The following is a 17,265-nucleotide window of genomic DNA, read 5'->3' as shown; positions in this document are numbered from 1 at the left end:
TATGAATAAATGTACTAAAAATTTACTTAAACTAAGTTTACTTGCTAGCCTGTTAGTAGCATGTGGTTTAACAGGAGAAACTAAAATCAGATTAGAATCATCAGCTAAAGAAATTAAAGATGAAATAAACAAACTTAAACAAGAAGCCATTGGAGAAGGCGTAAATTTCAGCGCCTTCACAGATAAAGCAACAGGTAGTGGAGTAGCAGGAAGCCAATTCATATTTAAAGCAAAAATACGAGCTACTGATGCGGCATTAAAATTTGTAACAGCAATAAAAGAAGAAGCCGAAAAACTTAAAGAGAGCGGAAGTAGTGGTGCATTCTCAGCAATGTATGATTTAATGCTTGATGTCTCAGAACCACTAGAAAAAATTGGAGTAGGGGAAATGACAAAAACTGTATCAGCGGGCATTGTAGAAAATCCTCCAACTACAGCTGAAAGAGTAATTGAAATTGCAAACAAAATGGAAGAAAAATTAAAAAACGTTAATAAAAAAAATGTAGCCGCCCTGGAGAAAAAAGAGACTGCTGCTAGTTCTCCCAGTACTCCTGCTAAAAAATAAGCACTATTTTCATACTCAATTAAAACAATGGGCCAAGCAACCTGAAATCAAGTTGTTTGGCCTTATTAGGCCAATGCAATTGGCAAACATTATCCTTTTTTAATAAAATAATTAAATATTCTTTTTGATATTATTTCAAATTTCTTTCCTTTAGACTTTAAATCAAGACTATCATAAAGCACCTTATTGTTATCCATTGCAACAAAATGAACAAAAGCTTGATCTTTTAACTTAATCTCTGTTATTTCAAACTCTTTGCCGGCTACGGGCAAATAAAACGGGCTTTCATATCTGACCTTAGAAAATATTTTATAATAACTAAGAATTTTGCATGGATTTAAAATATAGCAATCATTTCTAATGTAGCCCAATTCTAAAAACCGTTGATAATTTAAATTAACGTCTTTTGCTTTAAAATCAAACCCTGTCAAAATAAATATCCAATAGTGCAAAGATAAAAAATAACATCCAGACTTTTGAATGTCTTTTAAAAGCTCTTTATTGTTTTGTAATATTTTTTCAATAAACAATTTTTAAATCCCCTAAAACTTTAAATTGTAAAAATGCTTACCATTTAAAATTAAACTTGTCTTAAAACAAATTGTGATTAAAATCACAATTTGTTTTTCCATGTATTTTAAAATGAACAATTTTTAAATATAATTTTTAAATAATAAACATGCCTGCTTCGCTTTTATATTTACAAGCAACACACTATTTGAGATCTCTTATGAGAAATTTCGTTAAAATCACTAAAACATTGACAATACAATATTTTATTTTTATATTTTAATGGTCTTGCATTAAGAGAAAATCTCAATTTAGAATCTAAAAGCCTAATAAGAAAATATTAAGTTTAAGAACAATCTTTAATATTGCTAAAACCAAGCCACTCAAATAATTGTTTTTAATGGCAAAAGCTTTAATTAAAAATCTGTAGTACTCTTTCCTTTTGATCTTATTAAGCCTTTTCATCTTAACCCCTAATATAAGTTTTTACTAATATTATAGTATAAAAAAATTTATGTTTTGTAAATACTTTTCTAAATTTTTCTAAAATTAATGTTAAAAAATAAAAACTTTTAAACCAAAAATTAAAGGGTTTACTGGAATTTCTTTTTAAAGAATCCCCAATAAACCCTTTAAGGTAACAGGTCCTTATATTAAGAGCGACACATTGCGTGTCAGTCTGTACCTATAAAGTATACACTAACTTTTCAAGTTTTGCAAATAAATATTTCATTTTCGTTTGTTCCTTGAAATTTCAAATTCTTCAATTATTTTTAATAAAAAATCTTTTTCTTCGAAAAAAATTTTTTCCAAAAGAAAGCTTGTAAGCTTAGCATTTTTTTTATAAAAAGAATAAGATTCTTCCTTTTTGAGCTGAAATCTCAATGGTTTTATTGGGTTCTGGTTAGATTTTTTTAAACTTGGACTTTCTTTTGTCTTAAGCAAATAAATTGTCTCGTTAATCCCGTTTTTAACTACATACTTTTCTTCAATCAAACCTTCTTCTATTGCTGTTGCAATTTTAAGATATTTATATGTTTGAGTTCTAGCAAGTCTGTAATCTTTTGCAAAATCATCAAAACTAGAATAGTTGTCCAGCTTATAATATTCTTTATCTTTAATTTCTTTTAAAACTTTCATTGCTTCTATTTTGCAATAAATCTCTTTTTGAAAATTAATGTTTAATTTTTCTTTAAGCTTATTATAATGAATAAGAGCTTGTCCTTCTTCTCCAACACTCTCAGATAAATTTCTTTTATTTATCTTTATATCCACCTGTGCTCCTCCTTTACAACCGAGTACACTTAGTGTACGTAACTTGATTTATTTAAAAACGCGTCGAGCGTGTTTTGGTACTCTATTATGTAATCCTTCGTCAAATCAAATCTATCGTTTTTTGCTATTCTTTTATTTAAATCTTCTCTCTCAGATATTGTCCCTAAAAAATTACTATTTTTCTCTAAAACCTTTAAAAGTTCCTTATGGGTATTATTTTTCTTAAATTTAGTATTGATTAAATACATTGGCAGTGTTAATAGTAGCTTGTCCATAAAAAAAGTAAACAAATCTAAACTTTCAACAGCCCATTTCTCTGCCGTTATTGGTATTATTATGTAATTGCTGCATACAAGAGCATTCGTTAAAGTAAAGTCTAAGCTGGGGTTTGTATCAAGTATTATATAATCATAATGATTACTAAGTAGCTTTAACTGTTCTTTTAATTTAAATTCTTTGTATGGAATAGATTCTGAATTGAATTTATGTAATGTTAAATAACTTGGAATTAAATCCAAATTTTTATTAATTGTTATTAGTGCATTGTCTATGTGTAAATTCGATATTAATACTTCGTATATGTTGTTATTTATTAAATCTATTTTGTTATCTTTGATTTTATTAAAAAAATAGCTTGTTGTTGAAGCTTGAGTATCAATATCTATTAAGAGAACTTTACATTTGATTGAAAGCAATGTGGCAAAAATTAAACTTGTCGTGCTTTTACCAACGCCGCCTTTTATACTTGCAACTGTTATTACTTTTGTTTCTTTCTTATCCATTCAGGAATAATTCCCCCTTTCGATAATTTTTTATTATAAAAAGTGTAAAGTTCAGTTTCTAGCTCTAAAATAATATTTAAAAGTGTATTATAATATGGACTGTTAACCCTATCCTTTTTAAGTAAAATATGAAGACCGTTTAAATAACAAAAAACAGAACCTTTTTTAAACTTAAATTCAATATATTCACATTTTCTCAAAGTGTAAGTTTCTTTTTTGTTGAAATTCTTTACAATAAACGCTTTATCAAGCTTTCTTATTCCGTAATAAATTCCCATAAATTTATCCTCTCCTCTTAATGAGAATAAATGAAACATGCTTATGTCTTCTATGTTAAAGATTCCTCTTAAAGAAATGAAAAATTTAGTAGGTTCATTTTTACTTATCCCAAATGTATAAAAATCATTAAAGATTTTAGTATGATATATTTTTCTACCCTTAACCTCCTCAATTTTAGAAAAAACATTAGCCTTTTTTTCTTTTTTGAATTTTGGTTTATCATCTGTTTTTAATTTTAATTCTTTTTGTTTTTGCTTTAATCGTTCAAGTAAAGCCGTCATTTTTTTCCTTTTTCCTTAATATCAGAGCTAAACTGTTCATTTTCTTTTCAGCTCACTATTTCAATCAAATCATTATAGTAGGAATTGTCAAATACCTTGCTATATTTAAGGTCAGGCTCATTCTCAATGAATTCTTTTAAAGTAGGGATTAGTTTATCATTGTCTACTTTATGCCTTAACTGTTCTAATAATATACTAAAAATGTTGTTTTTTATACTTTTAAGCCGTGCCATTTTATCTTGAATTTTACAAATTTCTTTTTTTGCCCTTTTAACCAATTTATCTAAATCTGGATATTTTTTGTATTCTATTATGAAATGTGGTTTTATTTTGTAAATTTCATATGTTTTGTTAAAAAACTTTTCAAGCTCTTCTTTTTTATATTGCTCGTTCTCTAATTCTTTTATCTTTTCTCTGAGTACTTTTTTTAAAATTTCTGTTTTGTTTTTATATTTTTTATTTGTTTCTTTTATTTTATTTATTAGCTTTTTATATCCGTTGTTTTTAAAAAATTTACACAGGTATCCTGGATTGTTTATATTGTCTTTTATTACATTTGATAGGTGCTTTTCTATTTTTTTGGGATCTACCCCTTTAAGATCGTTTTCAATGTGTTTTAAGTTTCTTAAATGATAGATTTTAATCTTGTTAGTAGTTTTTAAATTCATTATTAGAGATGGAATTTCTGTTTTGAAATTGCATTTACTTAAATATTTTTTTAGTAGATTGTTATTATTTATTGTTTTTTTAGAATTTTTGTGTATATTTCTATATTCTATATATTTATATATATTATTAGTATTATTAATACACTCCCATTTAACACTACTATTTATTTGATTAAATTTATTTATTCTTTGCACAAATTCATTAATTTTATTATTTGTTTGTTCCTTAAAGTATGTGTTAATTATTGAATAGCATTTTTCTTTTTCATATTTAAGTTTATAATAAGTTTCGCTTCCAGAATTTTTTCCTAAATGTTTGCAGTAGTTTAGTGTAATTTTAAATTTTTTATCTAATGTGTATAAATAGTTTTGTAGTGTTTTTAATTTTATGGGGTTTTGTTTATTTCTTTCAAGGTTTTTGTTTAGAAAGTAAAGAATGTTTTTTTGTGTATATTTTTTTAAGTTTAAGTTTATAAAGTTGAGCGTAGAAATTAATACAATCAAGTTGTGTTGGAAGTTCTTTGTAGTTTTTTTTACCCTTTTTGTAGTGTTTAGTGATTTTTGCTTTAATGTTTCCAATTTTATACTCCTAATATAAGTAGTTTCTTTAATTCTACATTAATTAATAGTACAGTTTCTTAAAAAAGTAAAGTATTTTTATATAAAAAAGATAAAAAAAAGTATATTTAATGCATATTTGTTAAATATACTTTACAAAATTAAGTTTTTGTAATAAAATATAATAAAGTATTAACTTATATTAAGAGTAAATTATTTTTACGCGTTAATTTTTATTTAAAATAGTGAGCTTATTAGCGATGGGTTTAATTTTATTAAGAATTTAATTAGATTATTTTTATTTGTTTGTCCTTCATTCAAGAGCTAGGCTTGAGTGAAGGAATTATCCCCATTAGTTTTCTTAATTTTAGTCATAAGTTTAGCCAATTAAGGCTTTTTATTTTGATTTTAAAAGCTTAAAATTAGTTGATTTGTGTATTTTTTATGTTTTCTTTTTTTACAAGAGGAAAAGTCTCCTAAGAGACTTTTCCCAGAAGTAACAAATTGAAAAATATAAATTCAATTTTTAAGTTGTAATAAACAACATCCCACATTGGCTAATGCCGTTGTAGGAGGTTTGCTTATGTGTTATTTTAAAGCGCCTTTAAGTGCTGCAAGATCTTTAATTTCACTTGGGCTGCCTTCAAGATTAGTACCCGCTGTGTCATATTTTTGTACTGTAATTGTACCATCGTCTGAGAATACAAGATCTTTAGTTTTTTTGCTGTCAACAGTAACTGTTAAGGTATTATTACTTTCGTTCCATTTACCTGTTTTTTTAGTATTATCAGTTGCAGTGTCATCTAAAAAGACTTTTATTTTTCCATCTTTATCGATTTCTCTTTTTAATGTAACAGTACCTTCTGTTATTTTTACTGTTGTTTTTCCACCAACAAGATTTCCTTCGAACTTAATACCATTTTTTAGAGTTTCTACTGCTTTTGTAGCATTTTCCTCATCTGTCATTTGTGAATATTCAAGTGTAGTATCATTTGATCTTGTTAATTTTTTTGAGTCTAATTTATTGGCTTTGTAAGATTCTTTTATTACTGACCCTTGTTTTTTAACAACTTCACTTCCAGTTTTTTTATTGCTTGCATCATATGTTTCTACGGTTACTGTATTTAGATCATCAGAAATTGTCATTGTTACTTTACTCTTGTCAGCTTTCAAACCTTCAAGTTTTCCAGCACCAGTGTTTTTATCAGAAGTGCCTTTAAGTTCAACCAAGTCAACTCTTGCTCTTAAGTCATATTTACCAGCAGAATTTTTTTCTTTGCTTATAAAAATTTCATTGCCATTAAATAAAGATACGGCGGTTTCTGTTTCCCGAGGAAGTTCCTTTTTAGAGATTTTTGGCTCTTTATCGCCGCTTGCAATCTCTTGGTCATTATAATTATCATCTTTTGGCTCAGTACCTTTTTGTGAACATGCTATTAAAGCTAATATTAAAGCAAATACTAGTAAATATTGTTGTCTCATAAATTCTCCTTTATTTTAAAGCGTTTTTAAGTTCGTCAAGTGTTTTAATTTCGACTGCAGAGCCCTCTAAATTAGTTCCTGCTGAGTCGTACTTTTGTACAGTTATTGTGTCTTGTTTTGTAAATACAAGATCTTTAGTTTTTTTGCTGTTAACAGTAATTGTTAAAGTAGAAGTTTTTGAATCCCATGCGCCAGTTTTTTTAGTAGCAGCAGTACTGTCAGTGTCATTAAGTGCAACTGTTACTTCGCCAGATTTGTCAATGTTTTTGCTTAAAGTAACAGTTCCTTCTTTAACTGTCAATGTTGCTTTTTCATTAGCTAGAGTTCCTTCAAGAGTAAAGTCTTTTAAAACCTCTTTAGCTTTTCCGGTTCCATCGCTTTTTATTTCTGTGTATTCAAGTTTGGTTCCGTTTGCTCTTACCAATGTTTTTTCAGACAATTCACCTTTTTCATTGAATTTTTCTTTTGTTGATGATTTGTCTTTGGAATTTACGTTTCTTGACACTAATGTTTTACCATCTTCTTTGAAAACTTCAAATGTGGTTTTACTTAAATGGTCAGAAATTGTTAATTTTACTTTACTTTTGTCAGCTTTTACGCCTTCCAGTACACCAGAACCATCATTTTTATCAGAAGTTCCTTTTAGTTCAAGCTTGTCTACTGTTGCCATTAGGCTGTATTTACCGTCTTTGTCCTTTTCTTTGCTTACAAGAACTTTAAGTTCCCCAGGTACATCTACTGAAGTGCTGTTTTTCTCGTCAAGGCCGCTAACATTTTGTTTACATGCTATTAAGGCTAATATTAGACCTATTCCCAATAAATATTTTTTCATAATATATTCTCCTTTTATATTATATTAATATAACTTAATACAAGTATAATTATAGTATAAGATTAATAAATAACAAATAGAAAATTAAAAAAAAATAAAATGATAATAATTTTAAATTAGGTTTAATCTAATATAGGTTTAGTATTAAAAAAAAGTCCCAAAATTGGAGCTTTGGGACTTTGGGAAAAAAGAAAAATCAAATGACTTTAAGGTACATTTTTTGAATATTTTTTGTAAATTTGGATTGCAATAGGTTTTATTTTGTCGATGTGATTTTTTAAATTAGCAATATTTGCTTTGATTGATTTTAGAGTTTGATCTTTTTCTAATTTACTAGTGTCAAAAAGTTTAAAGTCAGGATAATTTTTGCTATTTACTTTTTGTTTCGTTTTTACAAGAAATGTTTGTAAGTACATAATATAGCTTGAAAGATGTGCTTCATATAAGCTTAAAGCCTTTAATGTTGTCTCTTTTGGAGATAAAGGCTCTTCTGGAAGGTTTGCTATTGTAGAGCAAGAAAAGATTATAAGCGTGTTAAATAAAACCAAAAATGGGAAATTTTTAATTTTCAATTTTATCTCCTTTTAAGTCTTGAGATTTGTTCTGAGCGCTTGCTTTTAAATTTTCTGAGAACCCTTTTATTTGTTCTTGGAGTGCTTCGGTTTTGCTTTTCATTAGTTCATTTCTTTCTTCTCTTAAATGTTCAATAATGCCTGCATCTCTTTCGTCATTAATGCTTGATATAAGTTGAGTAATTTTATTATTGACATTTTCAATGTCATTTAATATTTTTATTGATTCTTCCGTCTCAAGGGTGTTGATTGTATCTTTGTAAATGCTCATTATTAGGTTGTAAAGATTAAATCCTAAATATATCCCCTTTTCTATTTTGATTTCTGTTGGAGAATTGCTACTTTTTAGAAAATCATATAAATTATTTAAAGCCTCAACGCCAGAGTTGATATTTATTTTACTGTTCATTTTGTTTCCTTTTTATTTGTATTTTTTAAGAGCTTTTTTATAAGAAAGTTTAAATTTTCTCTAAACTGCGGCTTTATTGCTAAAAGCATTGGCAGCATTGCCAGCACAATAAATCCTCCTAATATAATTAGTTTTGTATTGTCAATTGTTGACAAAAAAATAAGTATTGTATCCATAAATATCTCCTTTTATTTATTTTTATACTTTGTTTAGTGTTGGTATTTCTTGGCCTTTGTTTAGGTTGCCTACTCCAACGTAGTACCACCCATTGTAAATTGGCATTTTAAGTGTAGTCATGTTTTGCAAAGCAAATGAAGCTATTAGTATTTTATTAGAGCTTTTTTCAAATTGAAGGTAAAATTGTTTGTTGTGATCTTCTGCCAAGCTTGAATGCCTGATTTCTACATCAATTTGTAAGTAAATGTAACTTCCTTTGTATGATTCGTTTATTATAATTGATGCGCTGCTTTTATTTTTAAGTATAATGGTTGTGTATTTATTCTTATATTGAAATTCTAATATTGAAGTGTCATCAATTATTGTTTGTAGTCCCCCAAAGCTATATGGTTTGCCTTGCCACCAAATAGGAGTGTCTACAATTTGTGGAATCCCGTTTTGATAACAGCTTACAAGTTGTTCATTTTTTGTATCAAAAGTTTTTTTAGGTATTAATTTAAAAGAGTTTTGGAATTGATTTGTGAAATCGGCTATTTGTAAATAATTAATTAAGTTATTTTTGAGTTGATTGATTTCAGATTTTTCTGCAAGAACTTCTTTTAAGCTTTCAACAAAAATTTCAAATTGAATAAGTTCAAGGTCTTTTGTGGTTGAGTTGTAAATTGAAATTTTATTCGAAGTTGATTTTGTGTTTGTGTGTTTTAAGCTTGAAATAAATTCAGATTTAACTTTTTTAAAAACAGTGTCAAAATCTATGTTTTCAGGTGGCTCACTTAGTCCTAAGAGTGTAGAGATTACTTTAATGTAAATGTTTTTTAGATATTCTTTGTTTTCTAAAAGTTCTTTGCTAATTACATCTTTTATTGCCCTTTTAAAGCAGAGAAATTCATTGTTGTAAAATGTGTCGTTTTGTATTTGTTCTAAGAGATGTTTATATGTGATTGCACAAGTATCTTCTACTACGTCATCAATAGGAATAAGATCGCTTTGATTAACTTTTGTTTTTCTGTTTAAATCCTTTATTTGTACACTCTCTTGCGGTTCGTTAGTATTCATAAATTCCCCTTTTAAATTTTTTAGTTTTAAATTGTTATTTACATTTTAGTAGATCAAAAAAAATGATCTGCTTTGTAAAATTGTTTTGTTCTTGTACTTTTTATTTCTATTTGTTCTTTGTCTATAATTTTTACTACCCTTCCTATAGGAATTAATATTTTAATAAACTCATATACTGAATTTTTGTAATCTTTGGGCATATAGCTAGAAACTAGAGCTTTTTTAAATCCAGCGTGTTTTACAGTTATTTTTTTTAGCTTGTTTTGATTTTTTGCTGCAATATTAAATTCAATAGGCGATTTAATGTTCCCAAGCAATTTTATTATTATTTCGCCGGGAGCTTCTTGGTTTGAGTTGACTTCTACATTTGCGTGTAAAAAGGCTTTAAAAAGCACAATAAAGCTCTCGTCAGTACCAATAGATTTAATTGCAAAAATAATAGCGTCTAAAGAATTAACAAGATTTTTATCTAACTCTTTTTTAAAGTGTAATGCGTTAAATATTGAAAGCATTAGTAATGCAATATATTTAGAGTTAATGCTGTTTTTAACATTGGTTGTTTTAAAGTTTTCAAGCAGTTCTTTTAGTTCCCTTAATATCTCTTTTTTGTAATCAAGCTCATTGTAAATAAATTTTTCAATTTGGGTATTTTCTAAAAATTTCGGTATCTCTTTATTCATTTTTACTCTCTGTTAATAAGCAGCCTTTTGTTTGTATCAAAAATAATAATTTCATTCTCTTTAATGTTTTCGTCTTTGTTGAATGTAAAATCACCCTCGCTAAGTTCTGAGATTTTTTTTGTGTCATCATTTTTAATACAAGTTCCAATTCTTAGTTCTTTTATTCCCCTGATAATGCTAACTGGTGCAAGAAAGTCTTGATATCTAAGAGATGTTCCCATTTCAGCGTATTTTTTAGTTAATATTTTGTTGTAGATGTCTCTAATTTGAGTATCTATTTCTTTGTAGATTGCGTCTTTTGTTTCTGTTTTGTAGATTGCTTTAAGATATGCATATTTTTTCTCACCCAAGCTGAATTTATATGTTTTTTTTTGATTGTGTTTGTTTAAAAACTCAATTTCAATATCGCCTTTAAAAACAGTTCCACTTGGTGCTGTATAGTATATTGCCTGCCAAATGTTTTGTTTAGTCTCAATTTTAATTTGTTTTTTTTCTTTATCCTTAAAACAATCATCTTCTAGTATTAAGTAGAGATTAATTGTTCCAGGCCCACTTAAAATATTTATATGCTTAACCGAGTTAATGCTTAACAAAGCCTTTCTTATTGCTTCATAGGTTGAGCTTTTAGGTGTGCTTAAGTCTTCTTTGAGCGCATTAAAATAGCTTCCATTTTCTTTTATTTTGGAAAAAAGCTCTTTTAAGATTTCTGATATTTGTTTATCAATACTTGAGCTTGGAAAGTTTATTATGTCGTAAATTGAATTGTCTTTAATATTTATGCCGTATTTTGTTTTTAGAATATGTTTTTTTTCACTTTGAATTTCTTCTATTGTTTTTTCTAATATTCCTAAGTTTTTATCAAAAATAATACTCATATTTTAAAATCCATTTTTAAAGTGTCTTTTCCCAGAAAGAAAAATTTTATTGTTAGTGTTTTGTTTTTAATACTTGGTTTTACATTAATAAGATCTATTTTAAGCTCTTTTGAAAGGTTTAAAAAAAAATTTTTAATAGATTCTAGTTTATTAGCTTTGCAAAGCTTAAAGTAAAAGTTGTAGTCAAACCCGTAATTTGGATTTTCTTTTAAACTGCCTTTTGGTGTTTTAAGATAAAAAAATAAACGCTGTTTTTGCTCTTCAACGTTTTCTATTAATTTAAAATCATTGTTAAATACTATATTAAATTTTTCGTCAATTTTAATTTCCATTTTTAACTACCAAAATCATTCTAACATATTTTATTCGATATTACTATAAAGTTTTACAAAATGTTTATTATTTTAAATCTTGAGATATATTATAATTTATATTTTTTTTTAAAAATGTTTATTTAATTTTTAAATTTAAATATTTGTGTAATCACAGTGTGGGAGACTGTATGAAAAATATTTTATTATTTGTTATTTTATTATTCTTTTCTTGTAAGGAATTTAATTATTCTGATCTTAAGAGAAGGTCTTCAAAGCGTTTAAATTCTTCTAGTGCAGCAAATGGAGAGCTTAAAATGTCTTTTGTAGACTCTTTAAATGATGACCAAAAAGAAGCTTTGTTTTTTCTTGAGCAAGTGGTTCTTGATAGCAATCCAGATAAGTTTAATCAAATTTTTAGTTTAAACGAAGATAAGGTGAAAGAAATGCTTGCTACTGTTGTTAAGTGTTTACAGGCCAAAAGAAACGCTAAAATAGCTCTTGAGCGCTCAAATGATGTAAACGTTGCCAATTCTAAACAGCAGTTGTTACAGGTTGAAAAAACCTACATAGATAATTTGCGACAATCTTTTACGACTACCAAGAGCATCGAAGAGGCTTGTAATCTTGTTAGAAACTATGATGCATCTACTTCGTTTTAACTTTTTTATTTTGATTAATTGTTTTATTTAACTCTCCAAGGAGAGTTAAATTTTCTCTTTATGTTTGTTTTTGCTTATTATGTTTTTAATATATCTGGATTTGAAAATCCAAAATCTCAAGATTTGGTTGGTATATTAATATTTTTTTGATTTACTTTTGATGTTTTTAACTTATTAAAATAATGGGTATTATTAATACCAATTTGTTTTAAAAGGTATTATTAGAATAATTTAAGCTTAATGCTTTACTAATGCTATTTTAATTCGTTTTTTTATTTTAAAAATTATTTATTGAAAATAATTGTAAGCATAATTGCTTGTATTGTAAGAATTAAAATAGTTTATACATTTAGTGTATGTAAAGTGAGCTATATTTTTATTTAAACCTATAATTAAATAGAGGAAATTTAATTTATGAATAAAATAGGAATTGCATTTATTATTGGTTTTCTACTGTTTATTAATTGCAATGGCAAATCTTTAGAAGAAGATTTAAAAACCTCCACTTCTAAGAATAAACAAAATTTAATCATCAATAAAAAAAAATCTTTAGATCCTAAAAAGGATTTACAAACTTTAAGAAATTCTAAAAATTTAATGCCGCAAGCCTTAGATCAGGCTAGTAATAATTTAGATAATTCTAAGTCTTTGCAAAATTTGCAAAAAGCTTCTTCAAAGCGCAGTATTGGTAAGTCAAGATATAGTAAAGCTTTGCTGAAAAATTCTCATGATGATATTTTGATTCCCCATTTAAACTTGGAAGAAGACAAAAATTTTGAGTTTTTCAAGAAATCTTTGCAAAACGATGAGAATAGATATGCTCTTGGTGGCTGGCTTTTAAACAATGATGAAGTGTTGGTAAAGTATAGGTACAGCGAAAAAGATGTTAATCAATTTTTGATTGATATAGGTAAAAAGCGATGGGGGGATTTGTCTTCTAAAATAAGTATTTTGGTGAGATTGATTGAAAACTATTCCGATAAAAGTGATAGAGAAGATGAAATTTCTCTCTTAGATATGAATTTGTGTCAGCAATTTTATTTAACCAAAATTAATGCTAATGGTTCAAACGCAGATATTCTTGTTGCTCTTGAAAAAACAATCGATCAACAAATTAGTAGTGTTAGCAAAGAGCTTCTTGAATTAAAACATTTTGCGCTTACTACAAAGTCAGAGCTTGATTGGCATTTAAATTGGAAACGTAATTTAACAGACGAAGAAGACAATACATTGCAATTTTGCAGGGTTTTATTAGACGGAGAATTAGATCCTGAGAATCTTGATGACTTGTTTAAAAGACTTGGAAAGGAATATTCTAGGTTAATATTGAGAAAGTTAGAGGAAATAACACTAAATTATGATGTTAATGGGTTTTTAAAAGAAATGGAAAAATCAAACAAATCTTTCAAACAGGCATTAGGGTCTGTTGAGAATAAAAATAAAAGAGTATTGATTCTTAAAGCCAAAAATACTCTTTTAGAAATTTTTAAACTTTATTATAAAAATATTGGCAAAAATAAAAAACTTTATGATTATATAAATCGCATTTTAAACGGTTTGATAAAAGAGATTAGCAGGCGTTAAATTTTTTATTTTGATTTTTTTGTTAATTGCTCTACATTTGCTTCTAATAATATAATTTAAAAATTTTAAATATTATAAAAAAGTTTTAGGGGGGAGTTTTGAAAATAGTCATTGTATCTGTTGCAGTTTTAATTCTTAGTTGTTCTTTAGATAATAATTCAAAAATACAAAAAGAAGGTAGCGATTTTGAAAAAAATGGATCAGATGGGCTAAGTCAAGAAAAAAGGACTTTAGGTTCGGCGAATTTTAGGTCATTGTTAGATGATTCTGGGTCAAGGTCTTCTAGTTTTCAAAATTATGAGCCTTTAAAAGCGCTTGAGAATAAAAATAAATTTATTAATTATAACCAAATAGAGTTTTTGGAAGGAACAAAATCAGTCACTTTGTTTGTTTGGCCAATTTATATTCGCTGGATGAAAATTAAAGCCAGAGATTTGTGTGATGAGCGTGGAAATTGTATTAAAGAGCTTAACGGTATTAAGTATTCTTATCTTGTTTCTCCTATTGATGGAAGCTACATTTCTTATGCTATGCCTTTAATAATTTTTGAGACTACTAGTGAAAGTGATCCTTTGTATTCCGTTTCTGGATTTAAATTGATAAGCAAGGGAAGCAATATAAACTTTAATGACAATAAGGGCGGATTTTTGGGCGGAATTCCAATGTCTGAAAAATCAGTTGAATCTGGGCTTGTAACCGCGTATCCTTTTGGCTCTAATGATTCTAAGAAAGTGGTTGAGGCTTTTACAGCTCTTTGTAGTAATGGAATTTGGAGCGATATGGTCGCTGAAATTACCATTAAATTTAAGAAACATCCACAAAATGAAAAAGCTTATAGAATTACACTTGATTCTCAGCTTTTTAATGTTGCTATGAAAAAAATAATTGAAAAATATCCTAATATAAGACGTGCAAGTTTGGCATTTAAGTCGCTGATTAATTAAAAAATTAAAAAGTTAAATTAAAAAGTTAAATTAAAAAATTATTTTAAAAGCTAGCGGTTTTAACCGCTAGCTTTTTTTTGTTAATTTTAAATTTTAGAATCGTTTTGTATTATACGGCGTCTTTAAGATTATTAAATGTAGATTTGGAATCTGCTTTGTTAAAAATTCCATCGAATCCACTAGCAAGTATGGTTTTATAAGTATTTAAATCTTCAGAATTTTCTTCTTTTTTATCTTTGTTTTCTTTGATTTTTGCAAGCATTTCTTTTACTTCATTCTCTTTGAGATCTGATAGAAATTTGTGCATAGTCTCTTCTATTTTACTCTCATCCCCACCAGTATTTTTAAAATTTAAGCCAATATTTGGATCTACCAATTTTTCTTTTAATAAGTTTGTCAAAAATGTTAGTGTTTCTTTTTCATCATCGTTTAAATTTAATTTGCTTATTAATTTTTCTAAAGGTGGTGTTTTACTAAGTTCAATTCTATCTTCATCAACTAGATCCGATTTAGATTGTAATTTTTGAGATTCTTCATCTAGATCATTATTTTTGGCATCATCATTTTTGTTTGTACAATTAAACAGAAACGCCAATATGGTAAATACAATAATAGTTTTTTTCAAAATAGTCTCCTTAAAAAGTAGTTTTAATTATTATTAATAATATTTAATAATTATATCATTTTAGTATAATGTTTAGAATATTTTAATTAATAATTATTATTATTAGTTGTTAAAAATATTGTAGCAATTTGCTATTTAGAATATTTTCTTAATTAGGTTTAATATTGCAAGAATTTGTATTCTTTTTAAGAGGTTTAAGGATATTCTTTAGTTTAATTGATAAGCCTAGAAAGAAAGCATTTGTATGGATGCCTTTTTCCTAGGCAAATTAATTTTTAATATTAGATCGTAAAAATTATTGTTTTACATTTATTTAATAACTTTTTTTAAATGACAGTTGGAATCCGTTTATTCTAATATCAAAATTGGGCTCAAAACCCGCAAGCTCGGTGCTAAGTCTTTTTTTAAGATTTTCATTATGCTTATTTGCAAATGTAAATGGAATAATAAGTGAGGTCATGTAGGATGTTACAAGTATGCTTGCTCCTACCCCTATTAGTATGGATCCGGTTAATTGTGACTCACGAATGTTAAAAATAAGTCCAGTTCCCCAAAGGATTGCTCCTAATAAATTAAATCCAAGCACCGACCCACCACCAATATAATCTCCTTGGACAAAGGATCCTATTGCAAAAGGCAAAAACAAATTCAAAAGGAATGGTCCTATTGGATCTTTTTTCTCTTTTTCATATTTATTGAAACTTTCAATACCTTTTTCAATTCTATCTTGTTTATTTTGTGTGGAAAAGATTTGAATTGTTAAACCAAAAATTAATATTAATGTGAAAATTTTTTTCATATTTTATTATCTCCTAATAATAAGTTTTGACAAGTAAAATATTAGCTCATTTAATAATAAATTAATATTAGCTTATTTTAAGCAAAAAAAGTTATAAGCTTTAAACTTAATTTTTTCTGTTAAAAGCTTTTTACATAATGTTTTTTGTGTAAAGTCTTTTTATTTAGGTATTTACTTTTTATAGTCAACCTTTTAATTTATTGTGTGATTTTCATTTTTGCTTGTGACCGCCAATTATTAAAACTAAAATTATTAAAGTGTAATTAATTTTTACATTAATTGCCTTTTAGTATAATTCCTTTAAAGTATATACCAATAATTATATTAATCTATTGCTAACTGATTTTGCTAAATTAAAAATTTCTATAAATATTCGTAAAAAAGCATATTTAAAACTAAAAAATCAATTTAACAAGCTTGTTAAGCTTGTTATCACTTAAAGGTTATGCAAATATGGTGAAAAATTTTTTGATCTTTAGTTCAAAATTAAGCCTATCTTTTTAAAAGATAGGCTTTCTCATATAACAATTTCAATACATGTCTTAAAGATTTTGTATTGAAAATATTGCAGTTCTTAGATCCTCCGCTTCTTTTTGTTTTTCTAACATTTGATTGGAAAATGTGGTTACCCGCAGTTCAAGCTTAGCGGTATCTGTTTGTATAGAATTTGTATCGTTTTTATAATCTAATAAAAGTTGTTTTAACATTTCTGAGACACTTTCTTTTGTAGATAATAATTTTTCAATTAAATTTTTAAGCTTCTCTAAATTTGAAATTTCCAGTTTGTCTAGATTATTTTTTTTGGGATATAAGTAGATAATAATATCGTCTAGAGCAGCTCCAAACGATCTAACGCTATTAATTAGGGTTTGGGTTTGTTTTGCCAATACTACAATTTCTGAAAAGGTCTTTAATTCATTAATATTTATATCATTTAAGGTAGCGTAAGTTTGTTTTCTATAATCTTTAGATCTTTTAGTATCAGCTGTTACTGATTCACCTGATGAGTCTTGCCAAAACAATTCTTTGAAAGCCAATATTCCATATTGGTTTGATGAAGTCTCTTCTTCTAATTTTTTTTCATATTTTTTTCTATCCTCGTTAACTTTTTCTATTAAATTTCTTAAATCATTAAGCAGTGAGTTTTTTCTTTTATTTTGGTCTTCTTCTTGATTTTGGGTTACTTCTTGATTTTGGGTTACTTCTTGATTTTGGGTTACTTCTTGATTTTGGGTTACTTCTTGATTTTGGGTTGCTTCTATTTTAGAGTTTAATCCCTTTTTATTGGACTTTAATCTCTTTTTACTGGATTGATATCTCACATCTTTTTGATTGGTGT

General features: G+C 26.8%; 22 protein-coding genes. 4 read left to right on the top strand and 18 right to left on the bottom strand.

Annotated elements, in window-relative coordinates:
• Position 1: 1 nt before the first annotated feature.
• A complete protein-coding gene (dbpA, locus tag HNR35_RS04355) occupies positions 2-565 on the top strand; it encodes a decorin-binding protein DbpA (RefSeq protein ID WP_183224187.1) in 564 nt (187 codons plus the stop codon).
• An 89-nt stretch (positions 566-654) separates the two neighbouring features.
• Here dbpA and HNR35_RS04350 read toward each other — a convergent pair whose 3' ends face one another.
• The 15 genes from HNR35_RS04350 to HNR35_RS04280 all read right to left on the bottom strand — a co-directional run bounded on the left by HNR35_RS04350 (position 655) and on the right by HNR35_RS04280 (position 11,333).
• Positions 655-1,095, bottom strand: a complete 441-nt coding sequence (locus tag HNR35_RS04350; RefSeq protein ID WP_183224185.1) for a DUF261 domain-containing protein — start codon at positions 1,093-1,095, stop codon at positions 655-657.
• 298 nt (positions 1,096-1,393) lie between these two features.
• Entirely contained in the window at positions 1,394-1,540 is a 147-nt protein-coding gene (locus tag HNR35_RS04345) for a hypothetical protein (protein WP_012665202.1), read from the bottom strand.
• 264 nt (positions 1,541-1,804) lie between these two features.
• Positions 1,805-2,350 (bottom strand): chromosome replication/partitioning protein, encoded by a 546-nt coding sequence (locus HNR35_RS04340; protein WP_012665201.1) that lies wholly within the window; start codon positions 2,348-2,350, stop codon positions 1,805-1,807.
• A gap of 29 nt (positions 2,351-2,379) precedes the next feature.
• Positions 2,380-3,132: a ParA family protein gene (locus tag HNR35_RS04335; protein WP_012665200.1), complete on the bottom strand. Its 753-nt coding sequence runs from the start codon at positions 3,130-3,132 to the stop codon at positions 2,380-2,382.
• Positions 3,108-3,692: a DUF226 domain-containing protein gene (locus HNR35_RS04330; protein WP_012665199.1), complete on the bottom strand. Its 585-nt coding sequence runs from the start codon at positions 3,690-3,692 to the stop codon at positions 3,108-3,110. Before HNR35_RS04330 ends, HNR35_RS04335 begins: the two co-directional genes overlap by 25 nt.
• Before the next feature lie 47 nt (positions 3,693-3,739).
• Positions 3,740-4,939: a plasmid maintenance protein gene (locus HNR35_RS04325; RefSeq protein WP_183224184.1), complete on the bottom strand. Its 1,200-nt coding sequence runs from the start codon at positions 4,937-4,939 to the stop codon at positions 3,740-3,742.
• A 567-nt stretch (positions 4,940-5,506) separates the two neighbouring features.
• Positions 5,507-6,400: an outer surface lipoprotein OspB gene (ospB, locus tag HNR35_RS04320; RefSeq protein ID WP_183224182.1), complete on the bottom strand. Its 894-nt coding sequence runs from the start codon at positions 6,398-6,400 to the stop codon at positions 5,507-5,509.
• 10 nt (positions 6,401-6,410) lie between these two features.
• On the bottom strand, positions 6,411-7,232 hold the full coding sequence (gene ospA, locus HNR35_RS04315) for an outer surface lipoprotein OspA (protein ID WP_183224180.1): 822 nt from the start codon (positions 7,230-7,232) through the stop codon (positions 6,411-6,413).
• A gap of 206 nt (positions 7,233-7,438) precedes the next feature.
• The gene (locus HNR35_RS04310) at positions 7,439-7,804 is read right to left on the bottom strand and encodes a BBA14 family lipoprotein (protein WP_012665195.1); all 366 of its coding nucleotides are present in this window, start codon (positions 7,802-7,804) and stop codon (positions 7,439-7,441) included.
• Positions 7,794-8,213: a BlyB family putative holin accessory protein gene (locus tag HNR35_RS04305; RefSeq protein WP_012665194.1), complete on the bottom strand. Its 420-nt coding sequence runs from the start codon at positions 8,211-8,213 to the stop codon at positions 7,794-7,796. Before HNR35_RS04305 ends, HNR35_RS04310 begins: the two co-directional genes overlap by 11 nt.
• Positions 8,210-8,389, bottom strand: coding sequence for a BlyA family holin (locus tag HNR35_RS04300; protein ID WP_012665193.1), 180 nt, complete (start codon positions 8,387-8,389; stop codon positions 8,210-8,212). The genes HNR35_RS04305 and HNR35_RS04300 overlap by 4 nt, the downstream gene beginning before the upstream one ends.
• A 22-nt stretch (positions 8,390-8,411) precedes the next feature.
• Entirely contained in the window at positions 8,412-9,446 is a 1,035-nt protein-coding gene (locus HNR35_RS04295) for a DUF685 domain-containing protein (protein WP_012665192.1), read from the bottom strand.
• 53 nt (positions 9,447-9,499) lie between these two features.
• Positions 9,500-10,126, bottom strand: a complete 627-nt coding sequence (locus HNR35_RS04290; RefSeq protein WP_183224178.1) for a DUF735 family protein — start codon at positions 10,124-10,126, stop codon at positions 9,500-9,502.
• A gap of 2 nt (positions 10,127-10,128) precedes the next feature.
• On the bottom strand, positions 10,129-11,001 hold the full coding sequence (locus tag HNR35_RS04285; RefSeq protein ID WP_012665190.1) for a DUF276 domain-containing protein: 873 nt from the start codon (positions 10,999-11,001) through the stop codon (positions 10,129-10,131).
• Positions 10,998-11,333, bottom strand: a complete 336-nt coding sequence (locus HNR35_RS04280; RefSeq protein ID WP_012665189.1) for a contractile injection system sheath initiator — start codon at positions 11,331-11,333, stop codon at positions 10,998-11,000. Before HNR35_RS04280 ends, HNR35_RS04285 begins: the two co-directional genes overlap by 4 nt.
• A 170-nt stretch (positions 11,334-11,503) precedes the next feature.
• On the opposite strand from HNR35_RS04280, the gene HNR35_RS04275 reads away from it, so the two are divergent.
• The 3 genes from HNR35_RS04275 (at position 11,504) to HNR35_RS04265 (ending at position 14,502) form a co-directional block, all read left to right on the top strand.
• Entirely contained in the window at positions 11,504-11,974 is a 471-nt protein-coding gene (locus HNR35_RS04275) for a BBA07 family lipoprotein (protein ID WP_012665188.1), read from the top strand.
• Between the two features lie 414 nt (positions 11,975-12,388).
• Positions 12,389-13,558 (top strand): hypothetical protein, encoded by a 1,170-nt coding sequence (locus tag HNR35_RS04270; protein ID WP_183224176.1) that lies wholly within the window; start codon positions 12,389-12,391, stop codon positions 13,556-13,558.
• Between the two features lie 98 nt (positions 13,559-13,656).
• Positions 13,657-14,502, top strand: a complete 846-nt coding sequence (locus HNR35_RS04265) for a S2/P23 family protein (RefSeq protein ID WP_183224174.1) — start codon at positions 13,657-13,659, stop codon at positions 14,500-14,502.
• Between the two features lie 109 nt (positions 14,503-14,611).
• On the opposite strand, the gene HNR35_RS04260 is transcribed toward HNR35_RS04265, so the two are convergent.
• From HNR35_RS04260 to HNR35_RS04250, 3 genes are all read right to left on the bottom strand, one after another.
• The gene (locus tag HNR35_RS04260; protein WP_183224172.1) at positions 14,612-15,127 is read right to left on the bottom strand and encodes a BBA03 family outer surface lipoprotein; all 516 of its coding nucleotides are present in this window, start codon (positions 15,125-15,127) and stop codon (positions 14,612-14,614) included.
• 313 nt (positions 15,128-15,440) lie between these two features.
• Positions 15,441-15,926 carry a P13 family porin gene (locus HNR35_RS04255; RefSeq protein WP_183224170.1) on the bottom strand — a complete coding sequence of 162 codons (486 nt, stop codon included), beginning with the start codon at positions 15,924-15,926 and terminating at the stop codon, positions 15,441-15,443.
• Between the two features lie 542 nt (positions 15,927-16,468).
• A partial coding sequence (locus HNR35_RS04250; protein WP_214645997.1) for a virulence associated lipoprotein occupies positions 16,469-17,265 on the bottom strand: 797 nt, incomplete at its 5' end.

Source organism: Borreliella spielmanii (assembly GCF_014201705.1).
Taxonomy (GTDB): Bacteria; Spirochaetota; Spirochaetia; order Borreliales; family Borreliaceae; genus Borreliella; species Borreliella spielmanii.
The sequence above is the reverse complement of the archived record's forward strand: the minus strand, read 5'-3'. Positions and strand labels throughout refer to the sequence as shown.